The sequence below is a fragment of the Methylomonas aurea genome, from assembly GCF_024505045.1.
GTDB classification, from domain to species: Bacteria; Pseudomonadota; Gammaproteobacteria; order Methylococcales; family Methylomonadaceae; genus Methylomonas; species Methylomonas aurea.
In genome coordinates this window covers 357,452-383,705 of record NZ_JANIBM010000001.1, presented here as the reverse complement: position 1 = coordinate 383,705, position 26,254 = coordinate 357,452, and the positions used below count along the sequence as shown (strand labels likewise).

The following is a 26,254-nucleotide window of genomic DNA, read 5'->3' as shown; positions in this document are numbered from 1 at the left end:
TTTACTGGCTATGGCGAATTTCGCAAACACTTCCGGCGACATACGCTCGATATGGCTGCTGTGCATCGCTATGATCGCCCCACGCTCAGGACTGGCCGACGACGATTCGCTGGAGCGACTGAAAGCTTTATCGTTACAGGAACTGACGGCCACCACGGTTTCACTCGCTGTGAAAAACCAGCAAAGTTTACAAGAAGCCGCCGCCGCGGCTTACGTAATCAGCAACGAGGAAATCCGGCGTTCCGGCATGCAATCGATACCGGAAGTTCTACGCAAGGTTCCGGGCCTGGAAGTTGCCAGGGTGGACGCCAACCAATGGGCCATCACTAGCCGGGGCTTCAACGGCGCATTCGCCAACAAATTATTGGTCATGGTCGACGGCCGCACCGTTTACGATCCGTTCAATTCCGGTGTGTATTGGAACGAGCAGGACTATCCTTTGGAAGACGTAGACCGCATAGAAGTCATCCGTGGCCCCGGCGCAACGTTATGGGGATCGAATGCGGTAAACGGCGTGATCAATATCGTCACCCGTACTGCTCAGGAATCGCGGGGGGCGCTGCTGTCGGCCGGTACCTCGCACGAAGAGCCCGGATTCGGCACATTGCGTTACGGTGGGCAGATCAATCCGAATCTGCATTATCGGGTTTACGGCAAATACAATCATCGCGACGACTTTCATTTCAGCGGCGGCAATAAAGCTGCGGACGATCTGGATGTGGGCCGCGCCGGCTTCAGAAGCGACTGGACCCCGGACGCGCGCGAAACTTTGACGCTGCAAGGCGACTATTTCAACGGCACCATGCAACAAACCTTGACCGGCGCCGACCCCGCGGTGCCGGCGATGCCGGACCGCACCCAAAAACAGGGTGGCAATTTGCTACTACGCTGGCAACGCAATTTAGCGGACGGCAGCCGCTTACAAATCCGTAGTTACTTCGACCACGCCAGTCGCCAGCAAATGCGCCTCGACCATCGCCGCAACACCTTCGATTTCGACGTGCAACACAGCTTTCGCTGGGGCAACCATTACCCGACCTGGGGGGGAGGCTATCGGTTCAACAGCGATCTGCTGACCCAGAAGTTGGCATTGCTGAGTTTCGAACCGAACCGACGCGACTTACATCTGTTCAATATCTTCGCCCAGGACGAATGGCGGCTGTTCGGCGACGATGTGCGACTGATCTACGGTGGCAAGCTGGAGCACAACGATTTCACCGGCTTCGAACTGCAACCGACTGCGCGGTTGTTATGGAACGTCGATCCGCAGCACAGCCTGTGGACCGCCGTTTCCCGCGCGGTGCGGGTACCGTCCCGCGTCGAGCACGACCTGAACGCCCTGTATAACTTCACGCCCGGCGTGACGGCCAATATCCGCGGTGGCGACAGCTTCAAGTCCGAAACCGCACTCAGTTATGAACTGGGTTACCGCTTTTTCCCGAACCGATCTTTCAATCTGGATACCGCTCTGTTTTACAGCGATTACGCCCATTTGAGTACGACCGAACCGCAACCGCCCATCGCCGTCGGCGGCGGCGTGCTGGTTCCGTTTCAAATCGCCAACATGGCCGAAGGCGAAACCTACGGTTGGGAGACGTCGCTGAATTGGCGCGCATCGGAGATTTGGCGTCTGCAAGGCAGTTACAGCCTGTTCGGTATAGCTATCCACCGCGATCCGCAGAGCTTGGACAGCAGTGCGGAAATCGCCGAGGGCAACAGCTCTCGCCACCGTTTCAATCTCAGCTCCTACCTTAATCTGCCTTACCAGTTGGAATTAGACGGCCATTGGTATTACACGGACCGTCTGGCCAACGGCGTTCCGGCTTACCATCGGTTGGATTTAAGGCTAGGCTGGCAGCCCAACTTGCATTTGGAACTGGCCGCCGGCGTGCAAAATTTGTTGGACAATCGCCATCTGGAGTTCATTCCGCCGCTGGATAATCCGGTACTGAGCAGCGAATTCGAACGCAATTATTACCTCAAAGCCACGTTGCGCTTCTGAATGCGAAAGTTATCCCGCTGTTCGACATTGCCGATCCGCACTTTGGCCTCACTCATGCGCCGGTTTACGCCATGGGCGCTGAGTGCAATGGTTTACGCATTTTCTGCACCGGTTTCCGCACAGCAATTCAATGAAACCGAATTGAAGGCCGCATATCTCTACAACTTCGCGTATTTCATCACCTGGCCGGAGCCGGCGGCTCGCGATTTTTTATTTTGCAGTTATGCCAACACTCCGGTGACCGGGATCCTGGCCCGGTTGATCGACGGCGAAAAGGTACACGACCGACCGATCCGGTTACTGATCGATCCGGTTCCGGAACAACTGCACGAATGCCAGATCGTCTTCGTTCCGGTCCAGCAGGAGCGAGTTCTGGCCTCGATCTTGGAATACATTCGCGCTTTTCCGACATTGACCGTCAGCGATGTTCCCGATTTCGAGCAGCGCGGCGGCATGGTACGCCTGACCACCGAAGACCGGCGGATTCAACCGGTGATTCATTTGCAAAACGTGACTCGCGCCAAGCTTGCAGTCAGTTCCAAGCTATTGCGCAGCTCGCGCATCGCCGAATAACCATGGCAATCGGCGGCTTCCCTAAATTCGGATCGATTCGCCGCAAGATTTTCGCGATTGCGGCGTTTACGGCATTGTTGACCGCACTGATTACGCTGCTGTTCTTTTTAAGTACCGATTACCACCATCAAAAACTTGAACTGCTGGAACAGAGCCGGGTCCTGTCGAAAATGTTAGCCAGCAATGTGTCGGCGGCTATCGTCTACCGAGATCCTAATACTGCCGAGGAAATATTGGCGGCCTTGAAAGAGAAAGCCGACGTGCTGGATGCGTATATTTTTACCGCCGAGCAGCAATTGTTCGCGGCTTACCATAGCAAAAACGCTGCCGATACCGGTCAGTACACGCCGGATGCGGCATTGCAGGACGGCTTCCGCCGACTGTTTGACGGATATTTACAGCTGGGTAGCGACCATCTATTCAGCGCCGACGCGCTGGATTTGGTCGTGCCGATCCAGGTCGACCAGCGCCGCATAGGCTTCGTCGCGCTAAACCTGTCGCTTGCCGAATTGAAACAAAATTTCCGCTACACCGTACTTGAAGCGCTGGGAGCGATGCTGTTGGCAATCTCGATAGCGGTAGTGCAAGCCCGTTGGCTGGGAGCTAAGATCAGCCGGCCTTTATTGCAGTTGACCGCAAACATCGAACAAATCAGCCGCGACAACAATTTCGACGCCCGTTTGCAAGTGGAAAGCCAGGATGAAACCGGCGTGCTGATCAACGCCTTCAATTCGATGCTGGATAAATTGGAACAGCAGGAGCACAACAAAAACGCGTTGATCGTCAACCTGTCACATGCGAAATGGGAGGCGGAACGCGCCAGCCGCGCCAAAACCGAATTTCTGTCGCGCATGAGTCACGAATTCCGTACCCCGCTGAACGCGGTGATCGGATTTAGCCAATTGCTGGCAGCGGATACTGCGCACCCGCTGAATGCCGAACAACAAGATTCGGCGCGCCACATTCTCGACGCCGGGCTACACCTGTTGGATTTGATCAGCGAATTGCTGGATCTGTCCGCTGTGGAAAGCGGCAAATTGACGCTCAATATCGCCAGCGTGGACTGCCGAACGGTTATCTCAGAGTCTTTGGAATTAATTCGCAGGCAAGCCGAGGAACGCGGGATTCGCATTTCAAGCCAAACACCGGAACATGAAGTGTGGGTCGCGGCCGACCGGATGCGTTTAAAACAATGCCTGTTAAACCTGCTCTCGAATGCGGTCAAATACAATCGGCCGCACGGCCAAATTACATTACGCGTGGAAGTCGAAGAACAATGGGTGCGGATTTTGGTGGAAGACAGCGGGGCCGGCATTGCCCCGGAGCAATTCGAACTGCTATTTCAACCGTTTAGCCGCTTCCACCACGACCAGGATTTGATCGAAGGCACCGGCATCGGCCTACTATTGACCAAGCACATGGTAGAACTGATGGGCGGAGAACTGCAGGTTGAAAGCAGGCTCGGTCTAGGCAGCAAATTTATGCTCATGCTGAACCTCGCCGCCGAACCGCCGCCCCCGGAGACCCGTTCCTAGCCTCCAGGCTGCTTTTGCCGGTCGCATAAAAGTTGCGCTTCCGGCCGAATTGAAATTGCGCTTGCCGGCTAGCGCCGGATAACATCAGCGCACGGCGTTAACGGTGCGCTCCAGTTCTTCCCGGCTCATATGCCGTACGTCCTTGCCTTTGACCATGTAAATCACCTGTTCGCAGACGTTGCAAGCGTGATCGCCGATGCGCTCCAGCGCCCGGGCGGCCCATAACATATCCAAGGCGCGGGTGATATTGCGCGGATTTTCCATCATTTGCGTGATCAACTGGCGGGTGATACTGGTGTATTCGCGGTCTACCTTCGCATCCTGCTCGGTAATCGCGATTACTTCCTCGACATCATTGCGGGCATAGGCATCCAGTGCGCCATTCAACATGTCTTTCACCAGATTCAACAAGTGCTCGATCTCGTAGTATTTGTCCTGATAATAATCGGCCCCTTCCAGACGCATCGTCATTTTGGCGATGCGCGCCGCTTCGTCGCCGATCCGCTCCAAATCGGTGATGATCTTGATCGTGGCGATCAACATGCGCAAATCGAAGGCGGCCGGCTGGCGTTTGGCCATGATTTCGGTGCATTCGTGGTCGATGTCCTTTTCCATTTCGTTGACTTGGTGATCTTGCTGCACCACCTTTTCGGCATTTTCCATGTCGTAGCCCATAAAGGCTTTGGTAGCCAGATCCACCTGCTGCTCGACCAATCCGCCCATCGACAAGACCTTATTGCGGATATCTTCCATCTCCTCGTTAAATTGTCGGGAAATGTGTTGTTTGATTTTGCTGTTATCCATTGTTTACCTCCTAACCGTACCTGCCGGTAATGTAATCTTCAGTTTGTTTTTTCACCGGGTTGGTAAACAACTCGCTGGTTTCGCCAAATTCGATCAATTCGCCCATATACATGAACGCGGTATAGTCGGACACCCGCGCCGCCTGTTGCATGTTATGGGTGACGATGACGATCGTGTACTTTTCTTTCAATTCGTTGATCAGCTCCTCGATCTTCAGCGTGGATATCGGATCCAGCGCCGATGCCGGTTCGTCGAGCAAAATCACTTCCGGCTCGATCGCAATGGCACGAGCAATCACCAGACGCTGCTGCTGGCCGCCCGACATACCCAAAGCGTTGTCGTTCAAACGATTCTTCACCTCATCCCACAACGCCGCGCCGCGTAGGGATTTTTCCACCACTTCGTCGAGGATATGGCGGTCGTTGATACCCTGAATCCGCAAGCCGTAGGCCACATTTTCGTATATCGTCTTCGGGAACGGATTCGGCTTTTGAAACACCATGCCGACCCGGCGCCGCAATGCCGCGACATTGACCGACTTGTCGTAGATATCTTCGCCATCCAACAGAATTTTGCCGCGGATACTGACACCGTCCACCAGGTCGTTCATCCGGTTGATGCAGCGCAACAGCGTCGACTTGCCGCAACCGCTTGGGCCGATATAGGCCGTGACTTTCTTGCGCGGCATTTCCATATTGACATTGTGCAACGCCTGTTTCTGGCCGTAGAACAGGTTCAGATTTTCCACCTTGATGCAGGTTTCGGGCTTTTCGGACAAGCTACGGTCGTCTCGATTCAACGCACTGATATCGATGGCGTGAGTTTTGGTTTGGGCAGTGGTCATGGTCCAAGTTCCGGGTAAAAGGCGAGATTAGTTTTCCAAGGCGCGGTATTTTTCGCGCAGATTGTTGCGGATGGTAATGGCGAACATATTCAGGCCGACGATCACCATCACCAGTAGCAGAGAAGTGGCGTACACCAGGGGGCGCGCCGCTTCCACGTTCGGGCTTTGGAAGCCGACGTCGTAGATATGGAAACCCAGATGCATGAACTTACGGTCCAAATGCAGAAACGGAAAGTTTCCGTCCAGCGGCAGGGTCGGCGCCAATTTGACGACGCCGACCAGCATCAGCGGCGCCACCTCACCGGCAGCGCGAGCCACGGCCAAAATCAATCCCGTCATGATGGCCGGGCTAGCCATCGGCAACACGGTACGCCACAAGGTCTCGGCCTTGGTTGCGCCCAAAGCCAAACTGCCTTCACGGATGGATTTCGGAATCCGCGATAAACCTTCTTCGGTGGCGACGATCACGACCGGCAAAGTCATCAAGGCCAGCGTCAGCGAGGCCCATAACAAGCCGGGGGTGCCGAATACCGGGGCCGGCGCGGCTTCCGGAAAAAACAGGCGATCGATGTTGCCACCGATGATATAGACGAAAAAACCGAGGCCGAAAACGCCGTAAACAATGGAAGGTACGCCGGCCAAGTTATTGACCGCGATCCGGATAATCCGGGTTACGAAACCCTCCTTGGCATATTCACGCAAATAAACCGCCGCAATGACACCGAATGGCGTCACTACCACCGCCATCAGCAACACCATCAGCACGGTACCGAAGATAGCCGGAAATATGCCGCCTTCAGTATTGGCTTCGCGCGGTTCGTCGCTGACAAAGGTGACGAAGTTGCGGGCGTACTCGACCATTTTATCCAGGCCACTCATCGCGTTCGGCTGAGTCAGTTTGACGATGCGGTGCAGCGGCAGATTGACTTCTCTACCGCCGGCCTCGACCGCGACCAAACTGGCGCGCTTGATTTCCCTGTTCAGTTTAGCCAGTTGGACTTGAATCTCCTGGTACTTTTGCTGGTAAGCCTGCTTTTGTGCGGCAAACTCCTGGGCATGAGCGTCGTCCCATTCGCCTTTCAATTCCAAGGCTCTTTGTTTCAAGCGCAAACGCTCCAAACCGTAATTGATCGCGCCAACGTCTTTGTTCTGCAACACATCGATCTGTTCATGCAACTCCAACGCGGCCGCCAATTTCTCCTGGGCGACGGCCAGCGCGGCTTCGCCTTGAACGATGATGCTGCCGTCTTCCTTGACCGCCTTAAGCCTGCCGTAGAAATTTCCCCATTCGCGGCGTTCCACGCTAATCAAATCCGCGGGCTCGGCTTTATGCCTGATGTATTGTTGCTGAATCCAACGGAAATCGCTGCCCAAAATGTCGCGGTTACCGGTTTTTACCAGAAATTGCACCAGATACTCGGCGTCGTTCAATACCTGGTGACCGGCAGCTTTGGCCTGCGCGGCCGGCAACAGCGAGGTGTCGACCTGTTCGCCGATGATGGTCGAGCGGCCGCTCGCGTCCTCATATTGGTACTCGACGATGTCGGCCGGCCAGAAATGGCCCAGACCGCGGAATGCAATCAGTAGCAACAGGCCCGCAACCAGCACCAGATTGATCGTCACCGCGCCGGCAGTCAACCAAATCCACGGCGAACCGCTTTTAAACCATTCTTTGATCATAGTGAACTGTATTTCTGTCTGAGATTTTGCCGGACCAATTCGGCCAGCGTATTGACGACGAAGGTAAACACGAACAATACCAGCGCCGCTAAAAACAACACCCGGTAATGGGTGCTGTTGACTTCCGATTCCGGCATTTCTACCGCGATATTGGCGGATAAAGTGCGCAATCCCTGAAAAATACTCAAATCCATCACCGGCGTATTTCCGGTGGCCATCAGCACGATCATGGTTTCGCCCACCGCCCGGCCGAAGCCGATCATGACCGCGGAGAAAATACCGGGACTGGCGGTGAGCAATACGACCTTGGTCATCGTTTGCCACGGCGTCGCGCCCAACGCCAGGGAACCGGTGGTCAAATGTTTGGGCACGCTGAAAATTGCGTCCTCGGCAATCGAAAAAATCATCGGAATCACGGCAAAACCCATGGCCAAACCGACCACCAGGGTATTACGCTGGTCGTATCCGATGCCGAATTCCTCGCGCATCCAGACTCGCAAATCGCCATTGAAAAACCAGGCTTCGAAACTCGGCGCCAGTTCAAACGCCAACCAGGCACCGAACGCCACGACCGGCACCAGAACAATGGCATCCCAGCCATCGGGTATTTTATGGCGGGTGGGTTCCGGCACTTGTTGCCAGAGATAGGCAAAGATCATCACCGACAGCGGCACCACCATCAGCATAGCGAATATCCCAGCCAGATGAGATTCGACGAACGGCGCCAGCCAAAGGCCGGCCAGAAAACCCAGAATCACGGTCGGTAACGCGCCCATGATCTCGATACCAGGCTTTACGTACTGCCGCACCCGCGGTGCCATGAAATAGCCAGTGTAAATCGCGCCGAACAAGGCCAGCGGAATTCCCATCAACATGGCGTAAAACGAGGCTTTCAAGGTACCGAACACTAGCGGCGTCAAGCTCATCTTCGGCTCGAAATCGTTGCTGGCCGACGACGACTGCCAAATGTAATCAGGCTTCGGATAACTTTCGTACCAGACCTTGCGCCAGAGCGATTTCAGCGAAATCTCCGGGTGTTCGTTTTGCAAATGCCAGGTCAGTATCTTGCCGTTGGCATCTTCCACCAGAAATAAATCGGCCTTCGGCGACAAGGCCAACACTTGCGGTGCTCCCTGCAATAACTTGGTGTTGATCAACTCGCGCTCGGCGGTGGAATTGTAGACCGCCAACTGTCCGCCGCTGTCGATCGCCAGCATGCCGCGCCGGCGCTGCTCGGCGCTCAGCGCGACAATCGGATTGTCGGCCAATTTGAAACTGCGCAGTTTTTGCATGTTCACGTAGTTCTGGTCGTTGCGCACCAACGACCACTGCGCGAGTTCGCCCTTGGAATCGCCGACCAGCAACGAGTTCTCGCCGTTCAAAAAAGCCAGACTGTTGATTTGACTGTCGTTTTCTACCAAATTCAACTTGTGCTTGACGGCCGGCGCCGCGGCGTCGCTGACATCGACAACCGTAATACTTTGCCGGCTGGCCAAATACAGATTGCGCTGTTGCTTATCGACCAGCATGTATTCGACGTCGTCGCCAGCCACCTCCAATAAGGTGTCGCTAGCCTCCCACGTCACTTCGTCATCGAACATCGATTCCTTTTTGCTCAGCCGGCTCAACAACAAGCGGTTGTCCGCCGTTTTCGCCACCAACGTGCTGCGATCTTCTGCGACGGCGAGAGCGATTTTGAGCAATGGCTGACCGGATTTATCGATGGTCAGAGCTTGGTTGCCCAACGGATAGCTGATCGATGGCGTAATCAGGCGCTTGCCATCCGGATAGCTCAATTTATATTCATGCTTGGCGACCAGCACCTTACCGTCGGTCAGGCCGTATGCCACCACGCCATTATCGATGCTGCCGTGGGCAAAACTGGTAATCTGGCTGGTTTCCGGGACGGGTAACGCTTGATTGGCGACGATTTCGCCGCCGGCCAGATAGAAAAACACCGCCTTGCCGGCATCGGTAAATCGAACGGCCATTTGGTTTTGTTCCTCGACCGCAGCGAACAGGGTTTTGCCCATTTCGGCTGCCGGAACGCCATAACCGGCGTTACCGGCGACCTCGAGTTTGGCCGGCAATAGCAACGGAAAGACGACGTACAACAGATAAAAGAAAATCAGCACCACCGCAACGATGATACTCAAACCGCCGACCACCACGCCCCGCGCCGCCAATTTGTCTTTAACCAGGCGCCAACGTTGATAACTGTCGCTGGTGGCCGTTTGGAACAGCGTCGGTTTGCTTTGAGTGGTACGGGATTCAGTCATAACTGGGCATCACAAAATTTGCGGAAAGAAACACACCGGAATGCTTAAAACAAAAAAGCCGATAATTTACGCGCAATTATCGGCTTCGTTATTATACTAGATCAACCGCATTTGATTGGCGGCTACGAATAAGGGCGGCGATGCTTCGCGCCAATCCTTTGAAGCGTCCCTGCATAATTTGTCCCTGATCAAGCCGGTCCCTGGCTTGATGAATTACTGGATCAATGTCAGCGCTTTTTCCACTGCTTTGGCCGGCAACGGAATGTAGCCGTCTTTGATCACGACCTGCTGACCGGTTTTGGACAACACCATTTTGATGAACTCCTTCTCCAGCGGCGCCAACGGTTCGTTCGGTTTTTTGTTGACGTAGACGTATAGAAAGCGCGACAGCGGATAAGCGCCGGAAGTCGCATTTTCCGGAGTGGCTTCGACAAAGGCTTCGCCGTCTTTACGCGCCAGCGCCACGGCTTTTACGCCGGAAGTGGAGTAGCCGATACCTGAATAACCGATACCATTCGCAGAGGTAGTAACAGATTGCACCACCGATGCGGAACCGGGTTGCTCGTTGACGTTGCTTTTGAAATCGCCTTTGCACAACGCTTCGTCTTTGAAGAAACCGTAAGTACCGGAAACCGAGTTACGGCCGTACAACTGAATCGGGCGGCTGGCCCAGGCGCCGGTCAGGCCGGCTTGGCCCCAAGTCGTAATATCGTTGGCGCCGCCACATTTCCGGGTTGACGACATGATCGCGTCGACTTGCGGGATGCTCAAGCCTTTTACCGGATTGTCCTTGTTGACGAATACAGCCAATGCGTCGATCGCAACCGGAATCGCGGTCGGTTTGTAGCCGTATTTGCTTTCGAAATCGTCGATTTCGTTGTCTTTCATTTTCCGGCTCATCGGCCCCAGATTGGAAGTACCTTCGGTCAGGGCCGGCGGCGCGGTAGAGGAACCCGCGGCTTGAATCTGGATATTGACGTTGGGGTAAATCTTACCGAATTCTTCGGCCCACAAGGTCATCAGGTTCGCCAAAGTATCAGAGCCGACGCTGGACAGGTTGCCTGAAATACCGCTCGCCGCGGAGTATTCCGGAAGAGCCGCATCCAAAGTTGCAGGGGCAGAGGCGACTTCGCCGGCCAAAAGCGCGGCGGAGGCGAAACCTAATCCCATGACCAGCGATTTCAGCTTGAATGTTTTATTCATATATTTTCTCGAAAATGTTTAAAACCAAGATCAGTGTGCCAAAGTGACATGACAATACTATGAAGCAAATATGACAGCTTTGTGACAAAACTTAAGGAATTGTAAGCGCAACCGGCATTTTAGCCAAAACCGTATCCGCCTCGCCGGTATTGGCCCGCCGCAACTTTAAAAAACGATAGTGGAAATTGACGCTGGCGTCGTTATCTATGGTCTCGCGGCTTAGTTCTTGCCATTGCCGCCGATCAAACTCGGGAAAAAACGTGTCTCCCGGAAAATTGCAGTCGATTTCAGTAAGATAGAGATAATCGGCCACAGGCAAAAGCGCTTGGTACAGCGTGGCACCGCCGATCACGAACACTTCCTCGCGCGCTGCCAAAGCCTGTAATGCGCTCTCCATGTCGCCGAACACTGTACATCCTGGAGCATTGTAAGGCGAAGACCGGCTGATCACGACATTTTCCCTACCCGGTAATGCCTTGCCTATGGCTTCGAAGGTTTTACGCCCCATCAAAACCGGGAAGCCCATCGTGATTCGTTTGAAGCGTTTCAAATCGGCAGAAAGATGCCACGGCATCCGGCCGTTGAGACCAATGGCATTGTTGCTGGCCATCGCCACAATCAGTGATATTTTCATGCGAAATTATTTAAGATGCGGATTTAATCCGTAACCCGACATGATACTAGAAACGCCGAATATGAATAAAAACATCCTGCTGGTGTTTACCGGCGGCACCATAGGTTCGCAGTTGGCGGGCGGCACCGTCGACACTTCGGCTAGCGCCGGCTTCAAACTGCTGGCATTGTTTGCCGACCACTACCCCGATGCGACTTCGATAACGTTCAAGTCTCTACAACCATTGCAAATCCTCAGCGAAAATCTCCATACCCAACACTGGCAACAGATCGTTGCCGCAATCGAAGCCGAGGATTTACGCCGATTCGACGGCATTATCGTTACCCACGGCACCGATACCCTGGCATTTAGCGCCGCGGCATTGGGATTGTATTTCCATAAATTACCGATTCCGCTATTGCTGGTCTCGAGCGATTTACCACTGGATAACACGCAAGCCAACGGACTTGCCAATTTTTGCTGTGCGGTGGAGTTCATCCGGCAAGGCGGGCATAGTGGTGTATTCGTGCCATACCGCAATCCTGGCCAGGATATGCTGGTTCACTTGGGAACGCGGCTCAGTTCCTGTCTGCCGTTAGGCAGCGATTTCATCAGCGCCCAATCCCGGCCGTTTATGCGCTATCGCGGCGGACAGTTTGAAACCTTGGCTATCGCCGATAACCCGCATCGCCAGCCGGCCGAGTTGAAGCCCGACTTTTCGGCACGGGTTTTGTTGATCAGACCCTATCCCGGCCTCGATTACGACGCCTTCAATCTGGGCAACTTCGACGCGGTGCTGCACGACCTGTACCATTCCGGCACGGCCTGCGCATCGGATGCAACCGGCAGCGAGTACAGCCTGGCCGGCTTCGCTCACAAATGCCGGCAATCCGGCCTGAAAATATATATGGCTCCGGCTCTGCACTCGGAAAGCGCTTACGCCTCGACCCGGGAATTGATCGCTGCCGGGGCGGAGATGGTTTGGAATATGACGTTGGAAGTGGCTTACGCCAAGCTGCTGTTGGCGCTCGGTCATTTTACCGAGCCGGAACAAATATCGGAGTTTTTACGGCAGGATCTGGCTTACGAACATGTCCAGCCAGCCTGAATAAGCGTGGGAGCGGCCGCGGTCCAGCGGCCGGTTCCCTGGCCAAATTATTGTTTAGGCAACGGTTTGGTCGTCAGCACTTTGGCATCCGGACCCATCGCCACCGAATAGTCGGTAGACGAAACCACGTTCTGGCTGGCGATATCCACCACGCGCAACGACACGTAAATATTGTCGCGCCCCGGAGCGTAGGAACCGATCACAATGGCTTTAGCGCCGACGTTATTCAGGGCTTCCTTGGTTTTTTCCGGCAATTCCAGAATACCTGATTCGTTTTTGGCGAAAATCTCGGTCGGCAACTCCATGCCCATCACCCGATACCCGGAACGATGCAGTGCTGAAGAAAGCTGGTCGGAAATGATTCTGCCGAACGGCAGGGTTTGCCCCATGTCGTCGACGTTGACCAGGGAGTTGATTACAACCAAGCTGCCCTTAGGCAGCGGTTGACGCAGATCGGTTAATAACCAACTGACCGCGTCGTAGCTGACTTCAACCAAGTCGTCGTCGTCGATGCTGGTGGAGTAATAGTACAGCCGGCCGCAACCACTCAATGCCGTCAAACCTGCTAACATCAACACCATTATTTTTTTATTGAGCATGTAGCGTCTCCCCTGGAAATTGTGGGCTTTAATCAGAGCTTAAAACTATAGGCCAGTCAATCGATAAATGCGCCCGATCGGCTGCAAATATTTGTCTGCCGGCCTTTCCGGACTGCAAATTTTATTGGCCGCTTTCGGTGACGATTACGCCAATACCGTTTTTCTGCAGCAATTCCTTGATCGTGGAAACGCTGGCCGGATTATCGTACGGCCCCACCTTGACTCGATGCCAAATCACATTGCCGACCTTGGCTTTTTCGACCCGCGACTCGATACCGAGTAACGCCAATTTCGCTTTGTGGCGTTCTGCTTCGGCAGCTTCCCTGAACGAGCCTGCCTGCATGATGTATTTGGTTGCCTTAGTTTTGCCGACCAATTGCTCGCGGACCCGGGTTTTGATCTCGTAGTCCGGCACCACGACTTCCGCCTGCGGCAGAATGGTGTAAAAGTCGTAGCGCGGCTCTTCAGGTTCGACCGGCTCGGCCGGTTTCTCCGCTTCGGCGGCGGTTTTCGGTTTTAGCGGCAATTCCTGCTTTATCGGTTCGGCGGCCGGCGGCGTTTCCTGGACGGGCTTGCCGGCGACCAACTCGGGCACCAATTTGCCGATCATGTTCAGAAATACCACGAAGGCTGCAATCAGCATGATCACCAACAACCAGCGCCATAACGCAACCGACGACTGCTTCGGCTTCCGCCGGCCGGCGCCGTAATTGGGGCTTTGTACGCGGTGCTTGTAATCTCTGGCCATTTACATCGCTTCGGGTGTATTGATTTTCAGCAGAGACATGGCGTTGGCCAACACTTGCCGGACCGCACAAACCAGGTTAATCCGGGCATTGCACAGCTTGTCGTCGTCGACCAAAAATTGGTGGGCGTTATAGTAACTATGGAATTGGTTGGCCAATTCGCGCAGATATTGAATCAATTGGTGCGGCTCGTAGTTCAACGCCGCCCGTTCTAAGGTTTCCGGATATCTGGACAATGTCGTCAATAGCGCGCTTTCCTGTTCCTCAGTAAGCAAATGCAAATGCTGCATTCCCAGAAGGGGATCGCGTTGCCGACCTTTTTCGTCCAGTTGGCGCAACACGCTGCACACCCGGGCATGCGCGTACTGCACGTAATAAACCGGATTCTCGTTGGTTTTGGAGGTCGCCAGTTTCAAGTCGAAATCCATGTGCTGCTCGGACTTGCGCATCACGTAGAAAAAACGGCAGGCGTCTTTGCCGACTTCGTTACGCAGTTGGCGCAAGGTGACGAATTCGCCGGATCGGGTCGACATTTGCACCTTTTCGTCGCCGCGGTAAAGCACGGCAAATTGCACCAACAAGACCTTCAGTTTGGAATCGTCGGCACCCAGGGCCTGCATCGCGGCTTTAACCCTTGGAATATAGCCGTGGTGGTCGGCACCCCAGATATTGATGATTTTGTCGAAGCCCCGATCCAGCTTGTTCATGTGGTAAGCGATATCGGACGCAAAATACGTGGTTTGGCCGTTGTCGCGCACCACCACCCGGTCTTTCTCGTCGCCCAATCGGCTGGAGGCGAACCAGGTCGCACCTTCCTGCCGGTACAAAAACCCGGCCTCGTCCAAGCGCCGTAACGCCCGGTCAATGGATTGGTCGTCCATCAACGAGCGTTCCGAGAACCAGCGTTGGTAGCCGACGCCGAACTCGGCTAGGTCGTCTTTGATATCCTGCAGAATCTCGTCAAGACCGGCCTGAAACACCTGCTCGTAAGCTTCCGGCCCCAACAGCGTTTTAGCGCGTTCGATCAGCGCATCGATATGCTTTTCCTTATCGCCGCCTTGCGCTTCGTCGGCCGGTAAATCCGCCAAAACCTGAGCGGAGGGCTTGCGGTACTTGTCGCCGGCGCTTCTGTGCAAATTGGCTGAAATATCTCTAACGTACTCGCCACGGTAGCCGTTACTCGGAAAAGGCAATACCTCGCCGCAGGCTTCCAAATAACGCAACCAGACGCTGGTCGCCAAGATATCCATTTGCCGACCGGCATCGTTGACGTAGTATTCGCGCTCGACACTGAAACCGGCCGCTTCCAGCAAATCGGCTACGGCGGAACCGTAGGCAGCACCACGGCCGTGGCCGACATGCAACGGCCCGGTCGGATTAGCCGAGACAAACTCGACTTGCACTCGTTGTCCGGCCCCGATCCGGCTCAAGCCGAAGGCGCTGCCTTGTTCCAGCACTTGGCGTACGATCTGGAACTGGCTATCGGGATTTATGAAAAAGTTGATGAATCCAGGCCCGGCGATCTCTACTTTGACCACTGCCGGGTCGGCCGGCAATGCGGCGACGATTTTTTCGGCGAGCTGCCGCGGGTTTTGTTTGGCCGGCTTGGCCAACAACATCGCCAGATTGGTAGCGAAATCGCCGTGTTGCGGGTCTTTGGTGCGTTCTAATTGAATTTGGGCAATGAAATCGCTTTCGAGAATACCTTGGGTTTTGATACCTGCAACTGCCTGTTGTAAAAGGGACTCCAGCTTTTGTTTCATCGCTTCGAAGAATGGGGATTTGTCGGAAAATTCCCCGCATTATCCATGAAAAACAATTTATTGGCTAGGACGCGCGCCGAACAGCGCGGTGCCGATCCTAACCAGCGTCGCACCCTCGGTGACTGCGGCGAGCAAGTCGCCGCTCATGCCGAACGAAAACGTGTCCAGCTGCGGCCGATGCAATGCCGTCGCCGCCTGGTAGAGACGTCGATAGGGTATACGCTGCGCTTCGAAATCGGCCGCCGGTTCCGGTATTGCCATTACGCCGCGCAGACGCAGGCGCGGCAATTGTTCCACTTGCCGAACCAAATCCGGCAACTCGGCCAAGCTGATGCCGGATTTGGTAGCTTCGTCGCTGATATTGACTTGCAGGCAGATATTCAGCGGCGGCAAATGGTCCGGGCGTTGCTCGCTGAGACGCTCGGCGATTTTCAAACGGTCGACGCTGTGCACCCAGGCGAAATTCTCCGCTATCGGCCGGGTTTTGTTGGATTGGATCGGGCCGATGAAATGCCAACTGATATCGAACGCAGCCAGTTGCTGCTGCTTCTTCAAAGCCTCCTGCAGATAATTCTCGCCGAAATGGCGCTGGCCCAATCGGTAAACCGCGGCCAAGTCGGCTGCCGGTTTGGTTTTGCTGACGGCAAGCAGTTGCACGCTACCCGGCAGGCGCCCGGCGGCGTTTTCGGCATCGCGCAATTGGGCGCGGACCGCTGCAAAACGTCCGGCAATACTAACCATCGTTCTCGGCTGCGCGGTCGCGCCGGGTTATCAATCTCGAGAACAGTAGTCCGGATTCGAACAACAACCACATTGGCACGGCTAACAAGGTCTGCGACAGCGCATCGGGCGGCGTCAGAAACATCGCCACCACGAATACGCCGACGATCACGTAAGGCCGTTTTTCCGCCAAGGATTCCGGACTGATGATGCCGGTCCAGACCAGCACGATGGTCAACACCGGAATTTCGAAGGCCAGGCCGAATGCAAAAAACATCGCCAAGACGAAATCCAAATAGGTGGCGATGTCGGTCATCACGGCGACGCCGGCCGGTGCTGCGGCCGTCAGATAGGAAAACACCAACGGGAACACCAGAAAATAAGCGAACGCCGCGCCGCCGTAGAATAATACCGTGCTGGCCAGCAACAGCGGAGCAACCATCATTTTCTCGTGGCGGTACAAACCCGGCGCGACGAAGCCCCAAAACTGGTAAAGAATGAAAGGGATACTGGCAAACACGGCGACGACGAATGCCAGTTTAAACGGGGTAAAAAACGGCGAAGCCACGTCTATCGCGATCATAGAGCTGTTTTTCGGCATATGCTGTAACAGCGGATCTGCCAAAAAAGCGTAGATCTCGTTAGCGTAACTGGCGGTGCCGACAAACACCAGCAGTACGCAGAGCACCATCTTTAACAGACGGTCGCGCAGTTCGACCAGATGGCTGAAAAATGACTGTTCGTTATCCGGCTGAACGTGGTTTGTCATCGTGTTGATCGGCTTCGGTCGCTGCTTGAATATTGAAATTGATGTCTTCTACGGCCGAGCGGGTGTCGTCCAAGGCTTTTTGCACTTCGCCGGCAATAATGTTTTGCTGCATCAGTTGCCGCATCTCTTCGGCCGCCAGCTCTTGCTTGATCTCCGCCTTGGCGACTGCCAGCACGCTACGAGCCTTACCGACCCATAGCCCGGCCAAGCGGGCGGCTCTGGGCAATTTTTCCGGCCCCAATACCAATAAGGCCACCAAGCCGACCATCAGCAATTCGGAAAAACCGACGTCGAACATAGCCGCGTTACACCTTGTCTTTTTCGTTACTGGAGACTTCGCCTTCCAGCACATCGCCTTCCTTATTGGCCAGCGTTTTGTCTTCGCTGCCTTCCTTTACGGCATTCCGGAAACCCCGGATGGCCTCGCCGAGATCGGCGCCGACATTTTTCAATCGCTTGGTGCCGAATACCAACACGACGATGATCAGCACCACCAATAAATGCGGAATACTAAAACCCATTATTTACTCCTGCTGTTTGACTATGAAGAGCTGCGTTGCGCTTTTTCCTGCAGACCGGACAAACCGAAACGCCGCTGCAGCTCGTTGATCACCTGTTCCGGCCCGAGTTCCTGATGCGCTAACAAGACCATGGAGTGAAACCATAGATCGGCCACTTCATAAACGATCTTATCTTTATCGCCGTCTTTCGCAGCCATTACCGTTTCCGTGGCTTCCTCACCTATTTTTTTCAAAATATGGTCCAAACCTTTGGCATACAAGCTGGCCACATAAGATTGATCGGCGGATTGTTGTTTGCGCTGCTCCAGCACCAATGCCAATTGCTGTAAAACGTCGTTCATGACTGTTGATCTCGATTGCGAACGGGCTGAATCATAGCATGACGCCCAAAGTGCCGGAAAAACTGCGGACAAAAAAAACCTCCCAATGCTCGCGCAGAGGGAGGCAAGAAAACCAGCGGAGTGCTTGGAAGGAGGTTACCGCTCGTTAATTACAACACCAGGAGGTAGTTACAAATTCGGGGGATCAGCGGCTCGCTTGAGTATCGAGCGAGATATTGCTGAACATCGACGTCGCTGCAAACAGGACAGTGGAAATCACAAACAGCCCGGAAAGAAAATTCAAAATACCGGCGACAAACAAAGTACCGACCAGTACATCTTTTTTAAACTCGTTCATTGTGCTCAAATCCTCTGTTTAATCTTGTATTTGCCAAGATTTTCTGTGCTTTCTCGTTAAGTTGCTGCACACTATACCGGAGATAAAAAAGTTTACAATTAGGCATTTATTAAATAAATTGTATAAAGTTAAGAAACAATAAAAATGTCAACGTTTTTTAGCCCCTTTATAATGTCCCCGGAGGCAGAATGGACAAACTAACCAGCATGAATGTTTTTGTCCGCGTCGCCAAGGCCGGCAGCTTCGCCGGCGCCGCCAAGGATTTGGACATCTCCCGCGCCATGGCCACCAAGCACATCATGCAACTGGAGAGCGAGTTGAATACGCGCCTGTTCAACCGTACGACCCGCAGCTTAAGCCTGACGGAAGCCGGCGAGGCTTATCTGGAGCGTTGCCAACAAGTGCTGCTAGACGTTGCAGAAATGGAATCGGCCATCACCCATTTGCAAACCGAACCGCGCGGCACGTTGAAAATTTTGGCGCCGCCGGTGATTGGCGCCAGCCATATCTCGCCGGGTCTGACCGAGTATCTGAAAAACTACCCGGATCTGTCGGTGGAGATGGTGCTAAAAGGCGGCCAGGTGGATTTGATCGACGAGGGCGTCGATCTGGCAATCTACTTGGGCCAACTCAACGACACCAGCCTGGTCGCCCGCAAGTTGGCCAGTTCGTCATTGGTGGTCTGCGCCTCGCCGGAATACCTGAAAAACCACGGCATCCCGCAAGACCCGGAAGACCTGGAAGACCACAGCTGCCTGATCAACTGGGCGATTCCGCCGCGCAACAAATGGCGCTTCAAAGGCATTCTCGGCGAGCGCACCGTCACAGTAACCGGCCGGATGCAGGCCAACATGGCCGACCCGATCCGCAATGCCGCGGTCAACGGCCTGGGCCTGATCATGCTGCCGCGCTATATCGTCGGCCGCGACATCGAACAAGGCCGTTTGCAAGTGGTGATGGAGCAATACGGCATCGCCCCATTGGAAATCTACGCGGTCTATCCGCACCGCAAGTATTTGTCCGCCAAAGTCCGTTCCTTCCTGGAGTTCATCCAGGCCTGGCTGCCGCACCGGATCGGCATGAATCCGTGAGCGAGCTACAAAACAAGTGGGACGCTATCTATAGCTGCTCTGCGGATACGCCAACGGCATCCGAAGTACTCGCCAACCACTTGCATTTGCTCCCGCCTCAGGGCAAAGCGCTAGATTTGGCCTGCGGCCTGGGCGGTAACGCACTGTCATTGGCTAAATCAGGACTAAGCGTTGACGCCTGGAACGTGTCGTCGGTAGCGCTGGATAAACTCCGCCACTATGCCGATCGGCAAAGCCTCAGCATCAATACCCGGCACTGCCAAATCGGCAGCGAATCGTTAGCGGATCACCGCTACGATGTGATTGTCATCTGCCGTTTTCTTGACCGCACCCTGTGTAATGCGATAATGGCGGCCTTGAATCCGGGCGGCCTGCTGTTTTATCAAACATTTACCCGCGACAAGCTTGACCAACACGGCCCCAGCAATCCCGATTACCTATTGGCGCGCAACGAGCTTCTCGAGCTGTTTCAGCCCCTGAGCGTGGTTTTTTACCAGGAATACGCCAGGATCGGTGACACGCGGCTCGGCAACCGAAACGAAGCCTGTTTCATCGGGCAAAAAACTTGAGCGGTAACCCATGATAGAAAATCTCGACCCCAAACAAGCCTGGGACTTGTTGCAAACCGATCCCAACGCCGTGCTGATCGACGTCCGCACTGCCATCGAACACGGCTTCGTCGGCCATCCGCCAAAGGCCATCCACGTCGCCTGGAAAGAATTCCCAGGGATGCAGTTGAACGCCGATTTCATTGCCCAGGTCCAGCAACACGCTCCGGATAAAGCGGCGCCGGTACTGCTGTTATGCCGCAGCGGACAGCGTTCTGTAGACGCCGCCAAAGCCCTGGAAGCCGCCGGCTACCAGCATTTGGTCAATATTCTGGAAGGCTTTGAAGGTCCGCTCGACGCCAACCAGCATCGCGGTAACCTCGGCGGCTGGCGTTTCCACGGCCTGCCTTGGAGCCAAAGCTAATCCCCCCATTCACTGTAAACCCATAGCCACCCATTTCCGCGCCGGCTCGCGTTTTTAGCAAAGCTGGCGCACGTTCTTTTGTAAAAAACTTAATAAATCCCGTGATAGAAAAACTCAGAAATATCGCCATCATCGCCCACGTCGACCATGGCAAAACCACCCTCGTCGATCAATTGTTGCAACAATCCGGCACCTTCGACGCCCACGAAAAAGTCGACGAGCGGGTGATGGACTCCAATGCCCTGGAAAAAGAACGCGGGATTACGATCCTGGCGAAAAACACCGCCATCGATTGGAACGGCTACCACATCAACATCGTCGACACCCCGGGCCACGCCGACTTTGGCGGCGAAGTCGAACGGGTATTGTCGATGGTCGATTCAGTGCTGCTGCTGGTCGATGCGGTTGACGGCCCGATGCCGCAAACCCGCTTCGTGACTCAGAAAGCCTTTGCCTTGGGTTTGAAACCCATCGTCGTGATTAACAAGGTCGACCGGCCCGGCGCTCGCCCGGATTGGGTGATCGACCAAACCTTCGATTTGTTCGACCGCTTGGGCGCGACCGACGAACAACTGGACTTCCCCATCGTTTACGCCTCGGCGTTGAAAGGTTATGCCGGCTTGGACCTGGAAAGTACGGTCGAAGGGGGCGACATGACGCCGTTGTTTCAAACCATCGTCGACAAAGTCAGCCCGCCACCGGTCAACATCGACGGCCCGTTTCAAATGCAGGTGATCAGCCTGGACTACAACAGCTACGTTGGCGTGATCGGTATCGGCCGCATTCAGCGCGGTACCGTCAAATCCAACCAGCAACTGACCTTGATCAACCGCGAAGGCACTACCCGCAACGTGCGGATGCTGCAAATCTTCGGCTTCAAGGGTCTGGAACGAATCGAAGTGCCGCAAGCCCAAGCCGGCGACATTATTGCCTTTACCGGTATCGACAAGTTGGAGATTTCCGACACCCTGTGCCAGCAAGACGCGGTCGAAGCACTGCCGCCCCTAAAAGTCGACGAGCCCACCGTCAGCATGACCTTCCAGGTCAACACCTCGCCGTTCGCCGGCAAGGAAGGCAAGTTCGTCACCTCAAGGCAGATTCGCGACCGTTTACAAAAAGAATTGCAGCATAACGTGGCGTTGCGCGTCGAAGACACCGAGGACCCGGACAAATTCAAGGTTTCCGGCCGAGGCGAACTGCATTTGTCGATCCTGATCGAAAACATGCGCCGCGAAGGTTACGAACTGGGCGTATCGCGTCCGGAGGTGATTTTGAAGGAAGTCGACGGCGAGATGCACGAACCGTTCGAAATGGTGACCATCGAACTGGAAGACGAACACCAGGGCGCGATCATGGAAAAGTTGGGCGAACGCAAGGGCGACCTGCTGAACATGGTGCCGGACGGTAAGGGCCGTACCCGCTTGGAATACATGGTGCCGTCACGCGGCCTGATCGGTTTTCAAACCGAGTTTCTAACCGCTACTTCCGGTTCCGGCTTGTTCTATCACGTCTACGACCACTACGGCCCAATGAAAAAAGGCAGCGTTGGCGGCCGCATCAACGGCGTGCTGGTGTCTATGGTACAAGGCAAGGCACTGGGTTATGCGCTGTTCAATCTGCAGGAGCGCGGCCGTCTGTTCATCGAACACGCCACCGAAGTCTACGAAGGCATGGTGATCGGCATCCACTCGCGCGATAACGACTTGGTGGTCAACCCGACCAAAGCCAAGCAGTTGACCAATATCCGCGCCGCCGGCTCCGACGAGAACATCCTGCTAACCCCGCCGATCAAGATGAGTCTGGAGCAAGCGCTGGAATTCATCGCCGACGACGAGTTGGTCGAAGTCACGCCGCAATCGATCCGGTTGCGGAAAAAACTGCTGACCGAAAACGAACGCAAACGCGCCTCGCGCGCCAGCGACTAAGCGCTAAACCCGTTGCGGCCTGGCTAATACTTGGCCGCAATCGGCATCTGCCGCCCGGCGCCGAAGGCTCGGGGGCGAACCCGGATGATGGGCGGCGCCTGACGCCGCTTGTATTCGTTCCGCGTCACCATCCTGCCGATGCGTTGGAACACCGCCTCGCCTTCGGCCGAACGCCGATAATCGCTAACAAAATCGCGGGCTCGGCGGTATTCCGCTTCAGCCAGCAAATCGCCCTCGATCAATAGTTTCAATATTTCGTCCAGCACCGGATACGGCGGCAAACTGTCGGTATCTTTCTGGTCGAACGCTAATTCGGCCGAAGGCTCCTTGATCAGAATCGACTCCGGAATCAACGGCCTGCCGGCGCGCCGGTTCATATAGTCCGCCAAGCCGTAAACCTCGGTTTTGTACAAATCGCCGATCAAACCCAAGCCGCCGTTGGTGTCGCCGTACAACGTGCAATAGCCGACCGAGATTTCGCTCTTGTTTCCGGTCGTCAATACCAACGCGCCGGACTGGTTGGAATACGCCATCAACACGGTGCCGCGTATCCGCGCCTGTAAATTTTCCAGCGGCAGACCCGCCAGCGGCGCGGCGAAGCTGGCTTGAAACTGGGCTTTGAAGGCGTCGACCTGTTCCCGAATCGGATGCGTCAGTAAACTTACCCCCAACGCGTCGCACAACAACTGTGAATCGGTGACGGAACCGGCGCTGGAATATTCGGAAGGCATCGTCACGGCAATCACGTTGTCCGGGCCGAGCGCTTCGGCCGCCAAGGCGATGGTCAACGCCGAATCGATACCGCCCGAGGAACCGACCACAACCTGCCGGAAACCGCAGCGGCGGGCGTAATCGCGCAACCCCATAAGGATATGCCGAATGACAAACTCCGGCTCCGGCAAAGGCAGGCCAGAGCCGACGCCATGAAACGCGCCGGCGCTAAACTCGACCGGCTCGACCCCCGCTTCGAAAGCCGGTAATTCGAACGCAAGCTTTCCGTCCGCATTTACCGCGAACGAGGCGCCGTCGAACACGATGCTATCCTGGCCGCCGACTTGGTTTACGTACAGAATCGGCAACCGGTGGCGTTGCGCGGCACCGGCGATAATCCGGTGGCGTTGGTCGCGCTTGCCGATATTGGACGGGCTGGCGTTGATGCTGACCACCAGGTCCGGCCCGATCGCGGCCAAAGCCTGGTAAGGATTGACCGGATAATCGTTGGCAGCGTCGTTCCAGCCGTCTTCGCAAATCATCAAACCTACTTTATAGCCAGCGACTTCGATACTGGCGGCGGTGGCCGGCCCCGGCTCGAAATGCCGGCGCTCGTCGAAAATGTTGTAGGTCGGTAACAATTGTTTATGGTATGCGGCGAGCACTTGGCCGTTTGCCAGCGCAAGCAACGAGTTATGCAGCGGCTTGCCCGGCCCGGATCGGGTTTGCGGCAAACCGGCGATAACGCTAATACCCGGAAACCCGCAGGAAAATTCCGCCAACTCTGCCAGAGCCCGCTCAGCCTGACGGATGAACGCCGAGTCGTTCAGCAAATCTCCCGGATAGTAGCCGCACAACGAAAGCTCCGGAAATACCAGCAACTGCGCTTGCAGCCGCTCGGCGTCGCGAAACGCCTGCTCGGCGATGCGCAGGTTGCCGGCAAAATCGCCGACGGTCGGATTGGTTTGGGCGACGGCGATACGCAATGGTGTTTGTCCCGGCATAACTGATTCCCGCTTCAGACGTAGTGGTTGAAAATCTGCCGCAAATAGGCGACGAAGGTCGGGTCGTCGCACAAGGTCTTACCCGGCGCGTCCGATAATTTGGCCACCGGGTCGCCGTTGCAGCGCATCAGTTTCATGACGATATTCAGCGCTTTGACGCCGAGATCGTTAGTCAAATTCGTGCCGATGCCGAACCCCAGCTGGATCCGGCCGGCAAATTGGCGGTACAGCGCGATCGCTTTCGGCATGTCCAGACCGTCGGAGAACACCAGACGCTTGGTGTGCGGATCGATTTTTAGCACCTGGTAATGGGCGATGGCTTTTTCGCCCCAAATGCCCGGATCGCCGGAATCGTGGCGCAAACCGTCGAACAGCTTGGCAAAATACAGATCGAAATCGCGCAAAAACGCATCCATGCCGATGGTATCGGTCAAGGCTATCCCCAAATTGCCGCGGAACTCCTGCGCCCAATCCTCCAGCGCCGTGCGTTGGAACTCGCGCAAGCGGACGACATGCGCCTGGTAAGACTGTAAATATTCGTGCGCCATCGTGCCGATCGGTTTCAGGCCGTATTTTTGCGCTAGATAGACATTCGAAGTACCTTTGAACAGATTCGGCACCTCGGACGACAAGGTCTGCACCACTTCTTCCTGCCAACTGCCCCAGGCCCGGCGGCGCAGACCGAAGTCGAAAAACTCGAACGGATGGGTTTCGGCCGGCTGTTCGGCAAAGTCTTTCAGCATCGCGATTTTTTGTTGCAGGCGGCGCCGGCCTTCGGCCAACAAGGCGGCTTGATCGAAGCGGCGGAAATACAGTTCCGAGACGATGTATAAAACAAAAATCTCGAAATTCATCACGTGAACTTGCGGGCCGGCGGCATCGATTCTAAGCCGGTCACCCTCGGCATAGACTTGCAGATATTTGGGTTTGAAGCGGAACAGCGATAAAAACTCGATGAAATCCGGCTTCAAATAACTAAGCCCGCTTAAATACTCGAGTTCGTGGTCAGCGAATTGCAGTGCGCACAACTGCTCCAACTCGCGCTTGACGTCGGCAACCAGTTCGGCCAGCGGATATTCCGGCGTATTGCGGCAGACGAAACCGTATTCCGCCGTGGCTTCGGGGCGTTTATGCAGCATGGTTTGCCACATCGGAAATTTATACAGATCGTTTTCCAACAAGCTTTTTACAATCGGGGCCATCGCTTCCTCCGTTACGGCCAGCAGCGGCCGAGTTCGCTAGTGGCGGCCAAGCGGACGCCCCGCTGCCGCACATCGTCAAAAAATTGCTCGGCCAATGCTTCGCAACCCGGCACCGGGCTCATGCAATCGGTCAGCAGCGTCAAGCGCCCGGCGATATCGGCCGGGCCGTATTGCAACAGGTCCAACACGGTTTGCCTGACGCAGTGGCTGCTGGCCTGGCCGGCAACCCAGACCGGTTGCGGACCGGCCAACAGGTCGAGCAAATGCCGGTTCAAATCGGTATCGGCGTCGCCGGGGTAGGGAATCACCGCTTTCAGTGCCGAAAAGCTTTCGGTCCACATGTTGCGGCCTTTTTCGATCACATCGATAGCCTTAAAGCGCTTGGACTCCCAGCGTTGCAGCGCGCCGGCAAGTTCGGCGTTCAAATTTGCGCCCGGCGAGCCGACCAGACAATGCGGCGGCCACAGCGTCAACGCCAAACCGAGCTGCTCCAGATTTTGCAAATATTCCAGAATGTACTGCTCGGCGTAGGCGGATATTGCTGCCGCCAACGCGCGGTAACGGCCGTGGCGGACGTCCGCCGCCGTGACCTGGGTAAACGGCGGCGGCAAGGCGCCGTTCGCGTCGCGCCACATCGTGTGATGCGCCAGATCGATACTGTGGTGCAAATCGAGGCTGACGATGACCGAATCTATCGCCTCGGCCAGCCGATCTACCAACCGGACCAGGCGCAGACAGTCCTGATAGGCGCCGGGAACCGGCAAAGCCGGCAATGCGCCGGCGAAGGGACGGTCGCAAAAATCGTTTTGGGCGTCGATGATCAACAATTGGATCGCATTCATAAGCCTGCTCCGGCTATAAAATCGGGACAGGCTTAGCTTATTCCTGTTAGTTACATATTGCAACTATTAA

General features: G+C 55.3%; 26 protein-coding genes. 8 read left to right on the top strand and 18 right to left on the bottom strand.

What is annotated here, in order from left to right; translation table 11 throughout:
• Window positions 1–10 precede the first annotated feature (10 nt).
• The 3 genes from NP603_RS01775 to NP603_RS01765 are packed head-to-tail and all read left to right on the top strand — an operon-like array spanning window position 11 to window position 4,110.
• Entirely contained in the window at window positions 11–2,002 is a 1,992-nt protein-coding gene (locus NP603_RS01775; RefSeq protein WP_256609205.1) for a TOL_0244 family TonB-dependent receptor, read from the top strand.
• On the top strand, window positions 2,003–2,575 hold the full coding sequence (locus NP603_RS01770; RefSeq protein WP_256609204.1) for a YfiR family protein: 573 nt from the start codon (window positions 2,003–2,005) through the stop codon (window positions 2,573–2,575). It begins immediately after the preceding gene.
• A 2-nt stretch (window positions 2,576–2,577) separates the two neighbouring features.
• Window positions 2,578–4,110, top strand: coding sequence for an ATP-binding protein (locus NP603_RS01765; protein WP_256609203.1), 1,533 nt, complete (start codon window positions 2,578–2,580; stop codon window positions 4,108–4,110).
• Window positions 4,111–4,194: 84 nt separating this feature from the next.
• Here NP603_RS01765 and phoU read toward each other — a convergent pair whose 3' ends face one another.
• The 6 genes from phoU to NP603_RS01735 all read right to left on the bottom strand — a co-directional run bounded on the left by phoU (window position 4,195) and on the right by NP603_RS01735 (window position 11,554).
• On the bottom strand, window positions 4,195–4,914 hold the full coding sequence (gene phoU, locus NP603_RS01760) for a phosphate signaling complex protein PhoU (protein WP_256609202.1): 720 nt from the start codon (window positions 4,912–4,914) through the stop codon (window positions 4,195–4,197).
• A 10-nt stretch (window positions 4,915–4,924) separates the two neighbouring features.
• Window positions 4,925–5,758: a phosphate ABC transporter ATP-binding protein PstB gene (pstB, locus tag NP603_RS01755; RefSeq protein ID WP_256609201.1), complete on the bottom strand. Its 834-nt coding sequence runs from the start codon at window positions 5,756–5,758 to the stop codon at window positions 4,925–4,927.
• 27 nt (window positions 5,759–5,785) lie between these two features.
• Window positions 5,786–7,438 (bottom strand): phosphate ABC transporter permease PstA, encoded by a 1,653-nt coding sequence (pstA, locus tag NP603_RS01750; protein ID WP_256609200.1) that lies wholly within the window; start codon window positions 7,436–7,438, stop codon window positions 5,786–5,788.
• The gene (locus NP603_RS01745) at window positions 7,435–9,717 is read right to left on the bottom strand and encodes an ABC transporter permease subunit (RefSeq protein ID WP_256609199.1); all 2,283 of its coding nucleotides are present in this window, start codon (window positions 9,715–9,717) and stop codon (window positions 7,435–7,437) included. The genes pstA and NP603_RS01745 overlap by 4 nt, the downstream gene beginning before the upstream one ends.
• Window positions 9,718–9,930: 213 nt before the next feature.
• The gene (locus NP603_RS01740) at window positions 9,931–10,920 is read right to left on the bottom strand and encodes a PstS family phosphate ABC transporter substrate-binding protein (protein WP_256609198.1); all 990 of its coding nucleotides are present in this window, start codon (window positions 10,918–10,920) and stop codon (window positions 9,931–9,933) included.
• A 91-nt stretch (window positions 10,921–11,011) separates the two neighbouring features.
• Window positions 11,012–11,554, bottom strand: a complete 543-nt coding sequence (locus NP603_RS01735; RefSeq protein ID WP_256609196.1) for a dihydrofolate reductase — start codon at window positions 11,552–11,554, stop codon at window positions 11,012–11,014.
• Window positions 11,555–11,615: 61 nt separating this feature from the next.
• Between NP603_RS01735 and NP603_RS01730 the strand changes: the two genes are divergently transcribed.
• On the top strand, window positions 11,616–12,641 hold the full coding sequence (locus NP603_RS01730; protein ID WP_256609195.1) for an asparaginase: 1,026 nt from the start codon (window positions 11,616–11,618) through the stop codon (window positions 12,639–12,641).
• A gap of 47 nt (window positions 12,642–12,688) precedes the next feature.
• Here the strand turns inward: NP603_RS01730 and NP603_RS01725 are convergent, their stop codons facing one another.
• The 9 genes from NP603_RS01725 to NP603_RS01685 all read right to left on the bottom strand — a co-directional run bounded on the left by NP603_RS01725 (window position 12,689) and on the right by NP603_RS01685 (window position 18,437).
• Window positions 12,689–13,240 (bottom strand): FlgO family outer membrane protein, encoded by a 552-nt coding sequence (locus NP603_RS01725; RefSeq protein ID WP_256609194.1) that lies wholly within the window; start codon window positions 13,238–13,240, stop codon window positions 12,689–12,691.
• 121 nt (window positions 13,241–13,361) lie between these two features.
• A complete protein-coding gene (locus NP603_RS01720; RefSeq protein WP_256609193.1) occupies window positions 13,362–13,988 on the bottom strand; it encodes an SPOR domain-containing protein in 627 nt (208 codons plus the stop codon).
• Window positions 13,989–15,749 carry an arginine--tRNA ligase gene (argS, locus tag NP603_RS01715; protein WP_256609192.1) on the bottom strand — a complete coding sequence of 587 codons (1,761 nt, stop codon included), beginning with the start codon at window positions 15,747–15,749 and terminating at the stop codon, window positions 13,989–13,991. It abuts the gene before it with no gap.
• Between the two features lie 57 nt (window positions 15,750–15,806).
• On the bottom strand, window positions 15,807–16,490 hold the full coding sequence (locus tag NP603_RS01710; protein WP_256609191.1) for a YggS family pyridoxal phosphate-dependent enzyme: 684 nt from the start codon (window positions 16,488–16,490) through the stop codon (window positions 15,807–15,809).
• The gene (tatC, locus tag NP603_RS01705) at window positions 16,483–17,238 is read right to left on the bottom strand and encodes a twin-arginine translocase subunit TatC (protein ID WP_256609190.1); all 756 of its coding nucleotides are present in this window, start codon (window positions 17,236–17,238) and stop codon (window positions 16,483–16,485) included. The genes NP603_RS01710 and tatC overlap by 8 nt, the downstream gene beginning before the upstream one ends.
• Entirely contained in the window at window positions 17,213–17,536 is a 324-nt protein-coding gene (gene tatB, locus NP603_RS01700) for a Sec-independent protein translocase protein TatB (protein ID WP_256609189.1), read from the bottom strand. The genes tatC and tatB overlap by 26 nt, the downstream gene beginning before the upstream one ends.
• Before the next feature lie 7 nt (window positions 17,537–17,543).
• Window positions 17,544–17,759, bottom strand: a complete 216-nt coding sequence (gene tatA, locus NP603_RS01695) for a Sec-independent protein translocase subunit TatA (RefSeq protein ID WP_256609188.1) — start codon at window positions 17,757–17,759, stop codon at window positions 17,544–17,546.
• A 20-nt stretch (window positions 17,760–17,779) separates the two neighbouring features.
• Window positions 17,780–18,100, bottom strand: a complete 321-nt coding sequence (locus tag NP603_RS01690) for a phosphoribosyl-ATP diphosphatase (protein ID WP_054761335.1) — start codon at window positions 18,098–18,100, stop codon at window positions 17,780–17,782.
• 184 nt (window positions 18,101–18,284) lie between these two features.
• Window positions 18,285–18,437 (bottom strand): hypothetical protein, encoded by a 153-nt coding sequence (locus NP603_RS01685; RefSeq protein ID WP_256609187.1) that lies wholly within the window; start codon window positions 18,435–18,437, stop codon window positions 18,285–18,287.
• Between the two features lie 188 nt (window positions 18,438–18,625).
• On the opposite strand from NP603_RS01685, the gene NP603_RS01680 reads away from it, so the two are divergent.
• From NP603_RS01680 to typA, 4 genes are all read left to right on the top strand, one after another.
• Complete coding sequence (locus NP603_RS01680; RefSeq protein ID WP_054761337.1) at window positions 18,626–19,528, top strand: LysR family transcriptional regulator; 903 nt, start codon at window positions 18,626–18,628, stop codon at window positions 19,526–19,528.
• Entirely contained in the window at window positions 19,525–20,097 is a 573-nt protein-coding gene (locus NP603_RS01675; protein WP_256609184.1) for a class I SAM-dependent methyltransferase, read from the top strand. The genes NP603_RS01680 and NP603_RS01675 overlap by 4 nt, the downstream gene beginning before the upstream one ends.
• A gap of 10 nt (window positions 20,098–20,107) precedes the next feature.
• Window positions 20,108–20,500: a rhodanese-like domain-containing protein gene (locus tag NP603_RS01670; RefSeq protein WP_256609183.1), complete on the top strand. Its 393-nt coding sequence runs from the start codon at window positions 20,108–20,110 to the stop codon at window positions 20,498–20,500.
• A gap of 101 nt (window positions 20,501–20,601) precedes the next feature.
• Entirely contained in the window at window positions 20,602–22,425 is a 1,824-nt protein-coding gene (typA, locus tag NP603_RS01665; protein WP_256609182.1) for a translational GTPase TypA, read from the top strand.
• 23 nt (window positions 22,426–22,448) lie between these two features.
• On the opposite strand, the gene NP603_RS01660 is transcribed toward typA, so the two are convergent.
• From NP603_RS01660 to NP603_RS01650, 3 genes are read right to left on the bottom strand one after another with little or no spacing between them, the layout of a single operon-like run.
• A complete protein-coding gene (locus tag NP603_RS01660) occupies window positions 22,449–24,140 on the bottom strand; it encodes an NAD+ synthase (RefSeq protein ID WP_256609181.1) in 1,692 nt (563 codons plus the stop codon).
• A 14-nt stretch (window positions 24,141–24,154) separates the two neighbouring features.
• Window positions 24,155–25,342, bottom strand: coding sequence for a nicotinate phosphoribosyltransferase (gene pncB / locus NP603_RS01655; RefSeq protein WP_256609179.1), 1,188 nt, complete (start codon window positions 25,340–25,342; stop codon window positions 24,155–24,157).
• A gap of 11 nt (window positions 25,343–25,353) precedes the next feature.
• On the bottom strand, window positions 25,354–26,184 hold the full coding sequence (locus NP603_RS01650; protein ID WP_256609177.1) for a cysteine hydrolase family protein: 831 nt from the start codon (window positions 26,182–26,184) through the stop codon (window positions 25,354–25,356).
• Window positions 26,185–26,254: the final 70 nt, after the last annotated feature.

What these genes read in the sequence shown, in the direction of transcription:
- NP603_RS01660 (WP_256609181.1), bottom strand. Translation starts at nt 24,140, where the DNA reads ATGCCGGGACAAACACCATTGCGTATCGCCGTCGCCCAAACCAATCCG.
- phoU (WP_256609202.1), bottom strand. Translation starts at nt 4,914, where the DNA reads ATGGATAACAGCAAAATCAAACAACACATTTCCCGACAATTTAACGAG.
- NP603_RS01770 (WP_256609204.1), top strand. Translation starts at nt 2,003, where the DNA reads ATGCGAAAGTTATCCCGCTGTTCGACATTGCCGATCCGCACTTTGGCC.
- tatA (WP_256609188.1), bottom strand. Translation starts at nt 17,759, where the DNA reads ATGGGTTTTAGTATTCCGCATTTATTGGTGGTGCTGATCATCGTCGTG.
- pstA (WP_256609200.1), bottom strand. Translation starts at nt 7,438, where the DNA reads ATGATCAAAGAATGGTTTAAAAGCGGTTCGCCGTGGATTTGGTTGACT.
- NP603_RS01730 (WP_256609195.1), top strand. Translation starts at nt 11,616, where the DNA reads ATGAATAAAAACATCCTGCTGGTGTTTACCGGCGGCACCATAGGTTCG.
- tatC (WP_256609190.1), bottom strand. Translation starts at nt 17,238, where the DNA reads ATGACAAACCACGTTCAGCCGGATAACGAACAGTCATTTTTCAGCCAT.
- NP603_RS01725 (WP_256609194.1), bottom strand. Translation starts at nt 13,240, where the DNA reads ATGCTCAATAAAAAAATAATGGTGTTGATGTTAGCAGGTTTGACGGCA.
- argS (WP_256609192.1), bottom strand. Translation starts at nt 15,749, where the DNA reads ATGAAACAAAAGCTGGAGTCCCTTTTACAACAGGCAGTTGCAGGTATC.
- NP603_RS01765 (WP_256609203.1), top strand. Translation starts at nt 2,578, where the DNA reads ATGGCAATCGGCGGCTTCCCTAAATTCGGATCGATTCGCCGCAAGATT.
- NP603_RS01740 (WP_256609198.1), bottom strand. Translation starts at nt 10,920, where the DNA reads ATGAATAAAACATTCAAGCTGAAATCGCTGGTCATGGGATTAGGTTTC.
- tatB (WP_256609189.1), bottom strand. Translation starts at nt 17,536, where the DNA reads ATGTTCGACGTCGGTTTTTCCGAATTGCTGATGGTCGGCTTGGTGGCC.
- NP603_RS01745 (WP_256609199.1), bottom strand. Translation starts at nt 9,717, where the DNA reads ATGACTGAATCCCGTACCACTCAAAGCAAACCGACGCTGTTCCAAACG.
- NP603_RS01680 (WP_054761337.1), top strand. Translation starts at nt 18,626, where the DNA reads ATGGACAAACTAACCAGCATGAATGTTTTTGTCCGCGTCGCCAAGGCC.
- pstB (WP_256609201.1), bottom strand. Translation starts at nt 5,758, where the DNA reads ATGACCACTGCCCAAACCAAAACTCACGCCATCGATATCAGTGCGTTG.
- NP603_RS01735 (WP_256609196.1), bottom strand. Translation starts at nt 11,554, where the DNA reads ATGAAAATATCACTGATTGTGGCGATGGCCAGCAACAATGCCATTGGT.
- NP603_RS01685 (WP_256609187.1), bottom strand. Translation starts at nt 18,437, where the DNA reads ATGAACGAGTTTAAAAAAGATGTACTGGTCGGTACTTTGTTTGTCGCC.
- NP603_RS01775 (WP_256609205.1), top strand. Translation starts at nt 11, where the DNA reads ATGGCGAATTTCGCAAACACTTCCGGCGACATACGCTCGATATGGCTG.
- NP603_RS01650 (WP_256609177.1), bottom strand. Translation starts at nt 26,184, where the DNA reads ATGAATGCGATCCAATTGTTGATCATCGACGCCCAAAACGATTTTTGC.
- NP603_RS01690 (WP_054761335.1), bottom strand. Translation starts at nt 18,100, where the DNA reads ATGAACGACGTTTTACAGCAATTGGCATTGGTGCTGGAGCAGCGCAAA.
- NP603_RS01720 (WP_256609193.1), bottom strand. Translation starts at nt 13,988, where the DNA reads ATGGCCAGAGATTACAAGCACCGCGTACAAAGCCCCAATTACGGCGCC.
- NP603_RS01710 (WP_256609191.1), bottom strand. Translation starts at nt 16,490, where the DNA reads ATGGTTAGTATTGCCGGACGTTTTGCAGCGGTCCGCGCCCAATTGCGC.
- NP603_RS01670 (WP_256609183.1), top strand. Translation starts at nt 20,108, where the DNA reads ATGATAGAAAATCTCGACCCCAAACAAGCCTGGGACTTGTTGCAAACC.
- pncB (WP_256609179.1), bottom strand. Translation starts at nt 25,342, where the DNA reads ATGGCCCCGATTGTAAAAAGCTTGTTGGAAAACGATCTGTATAAATTT.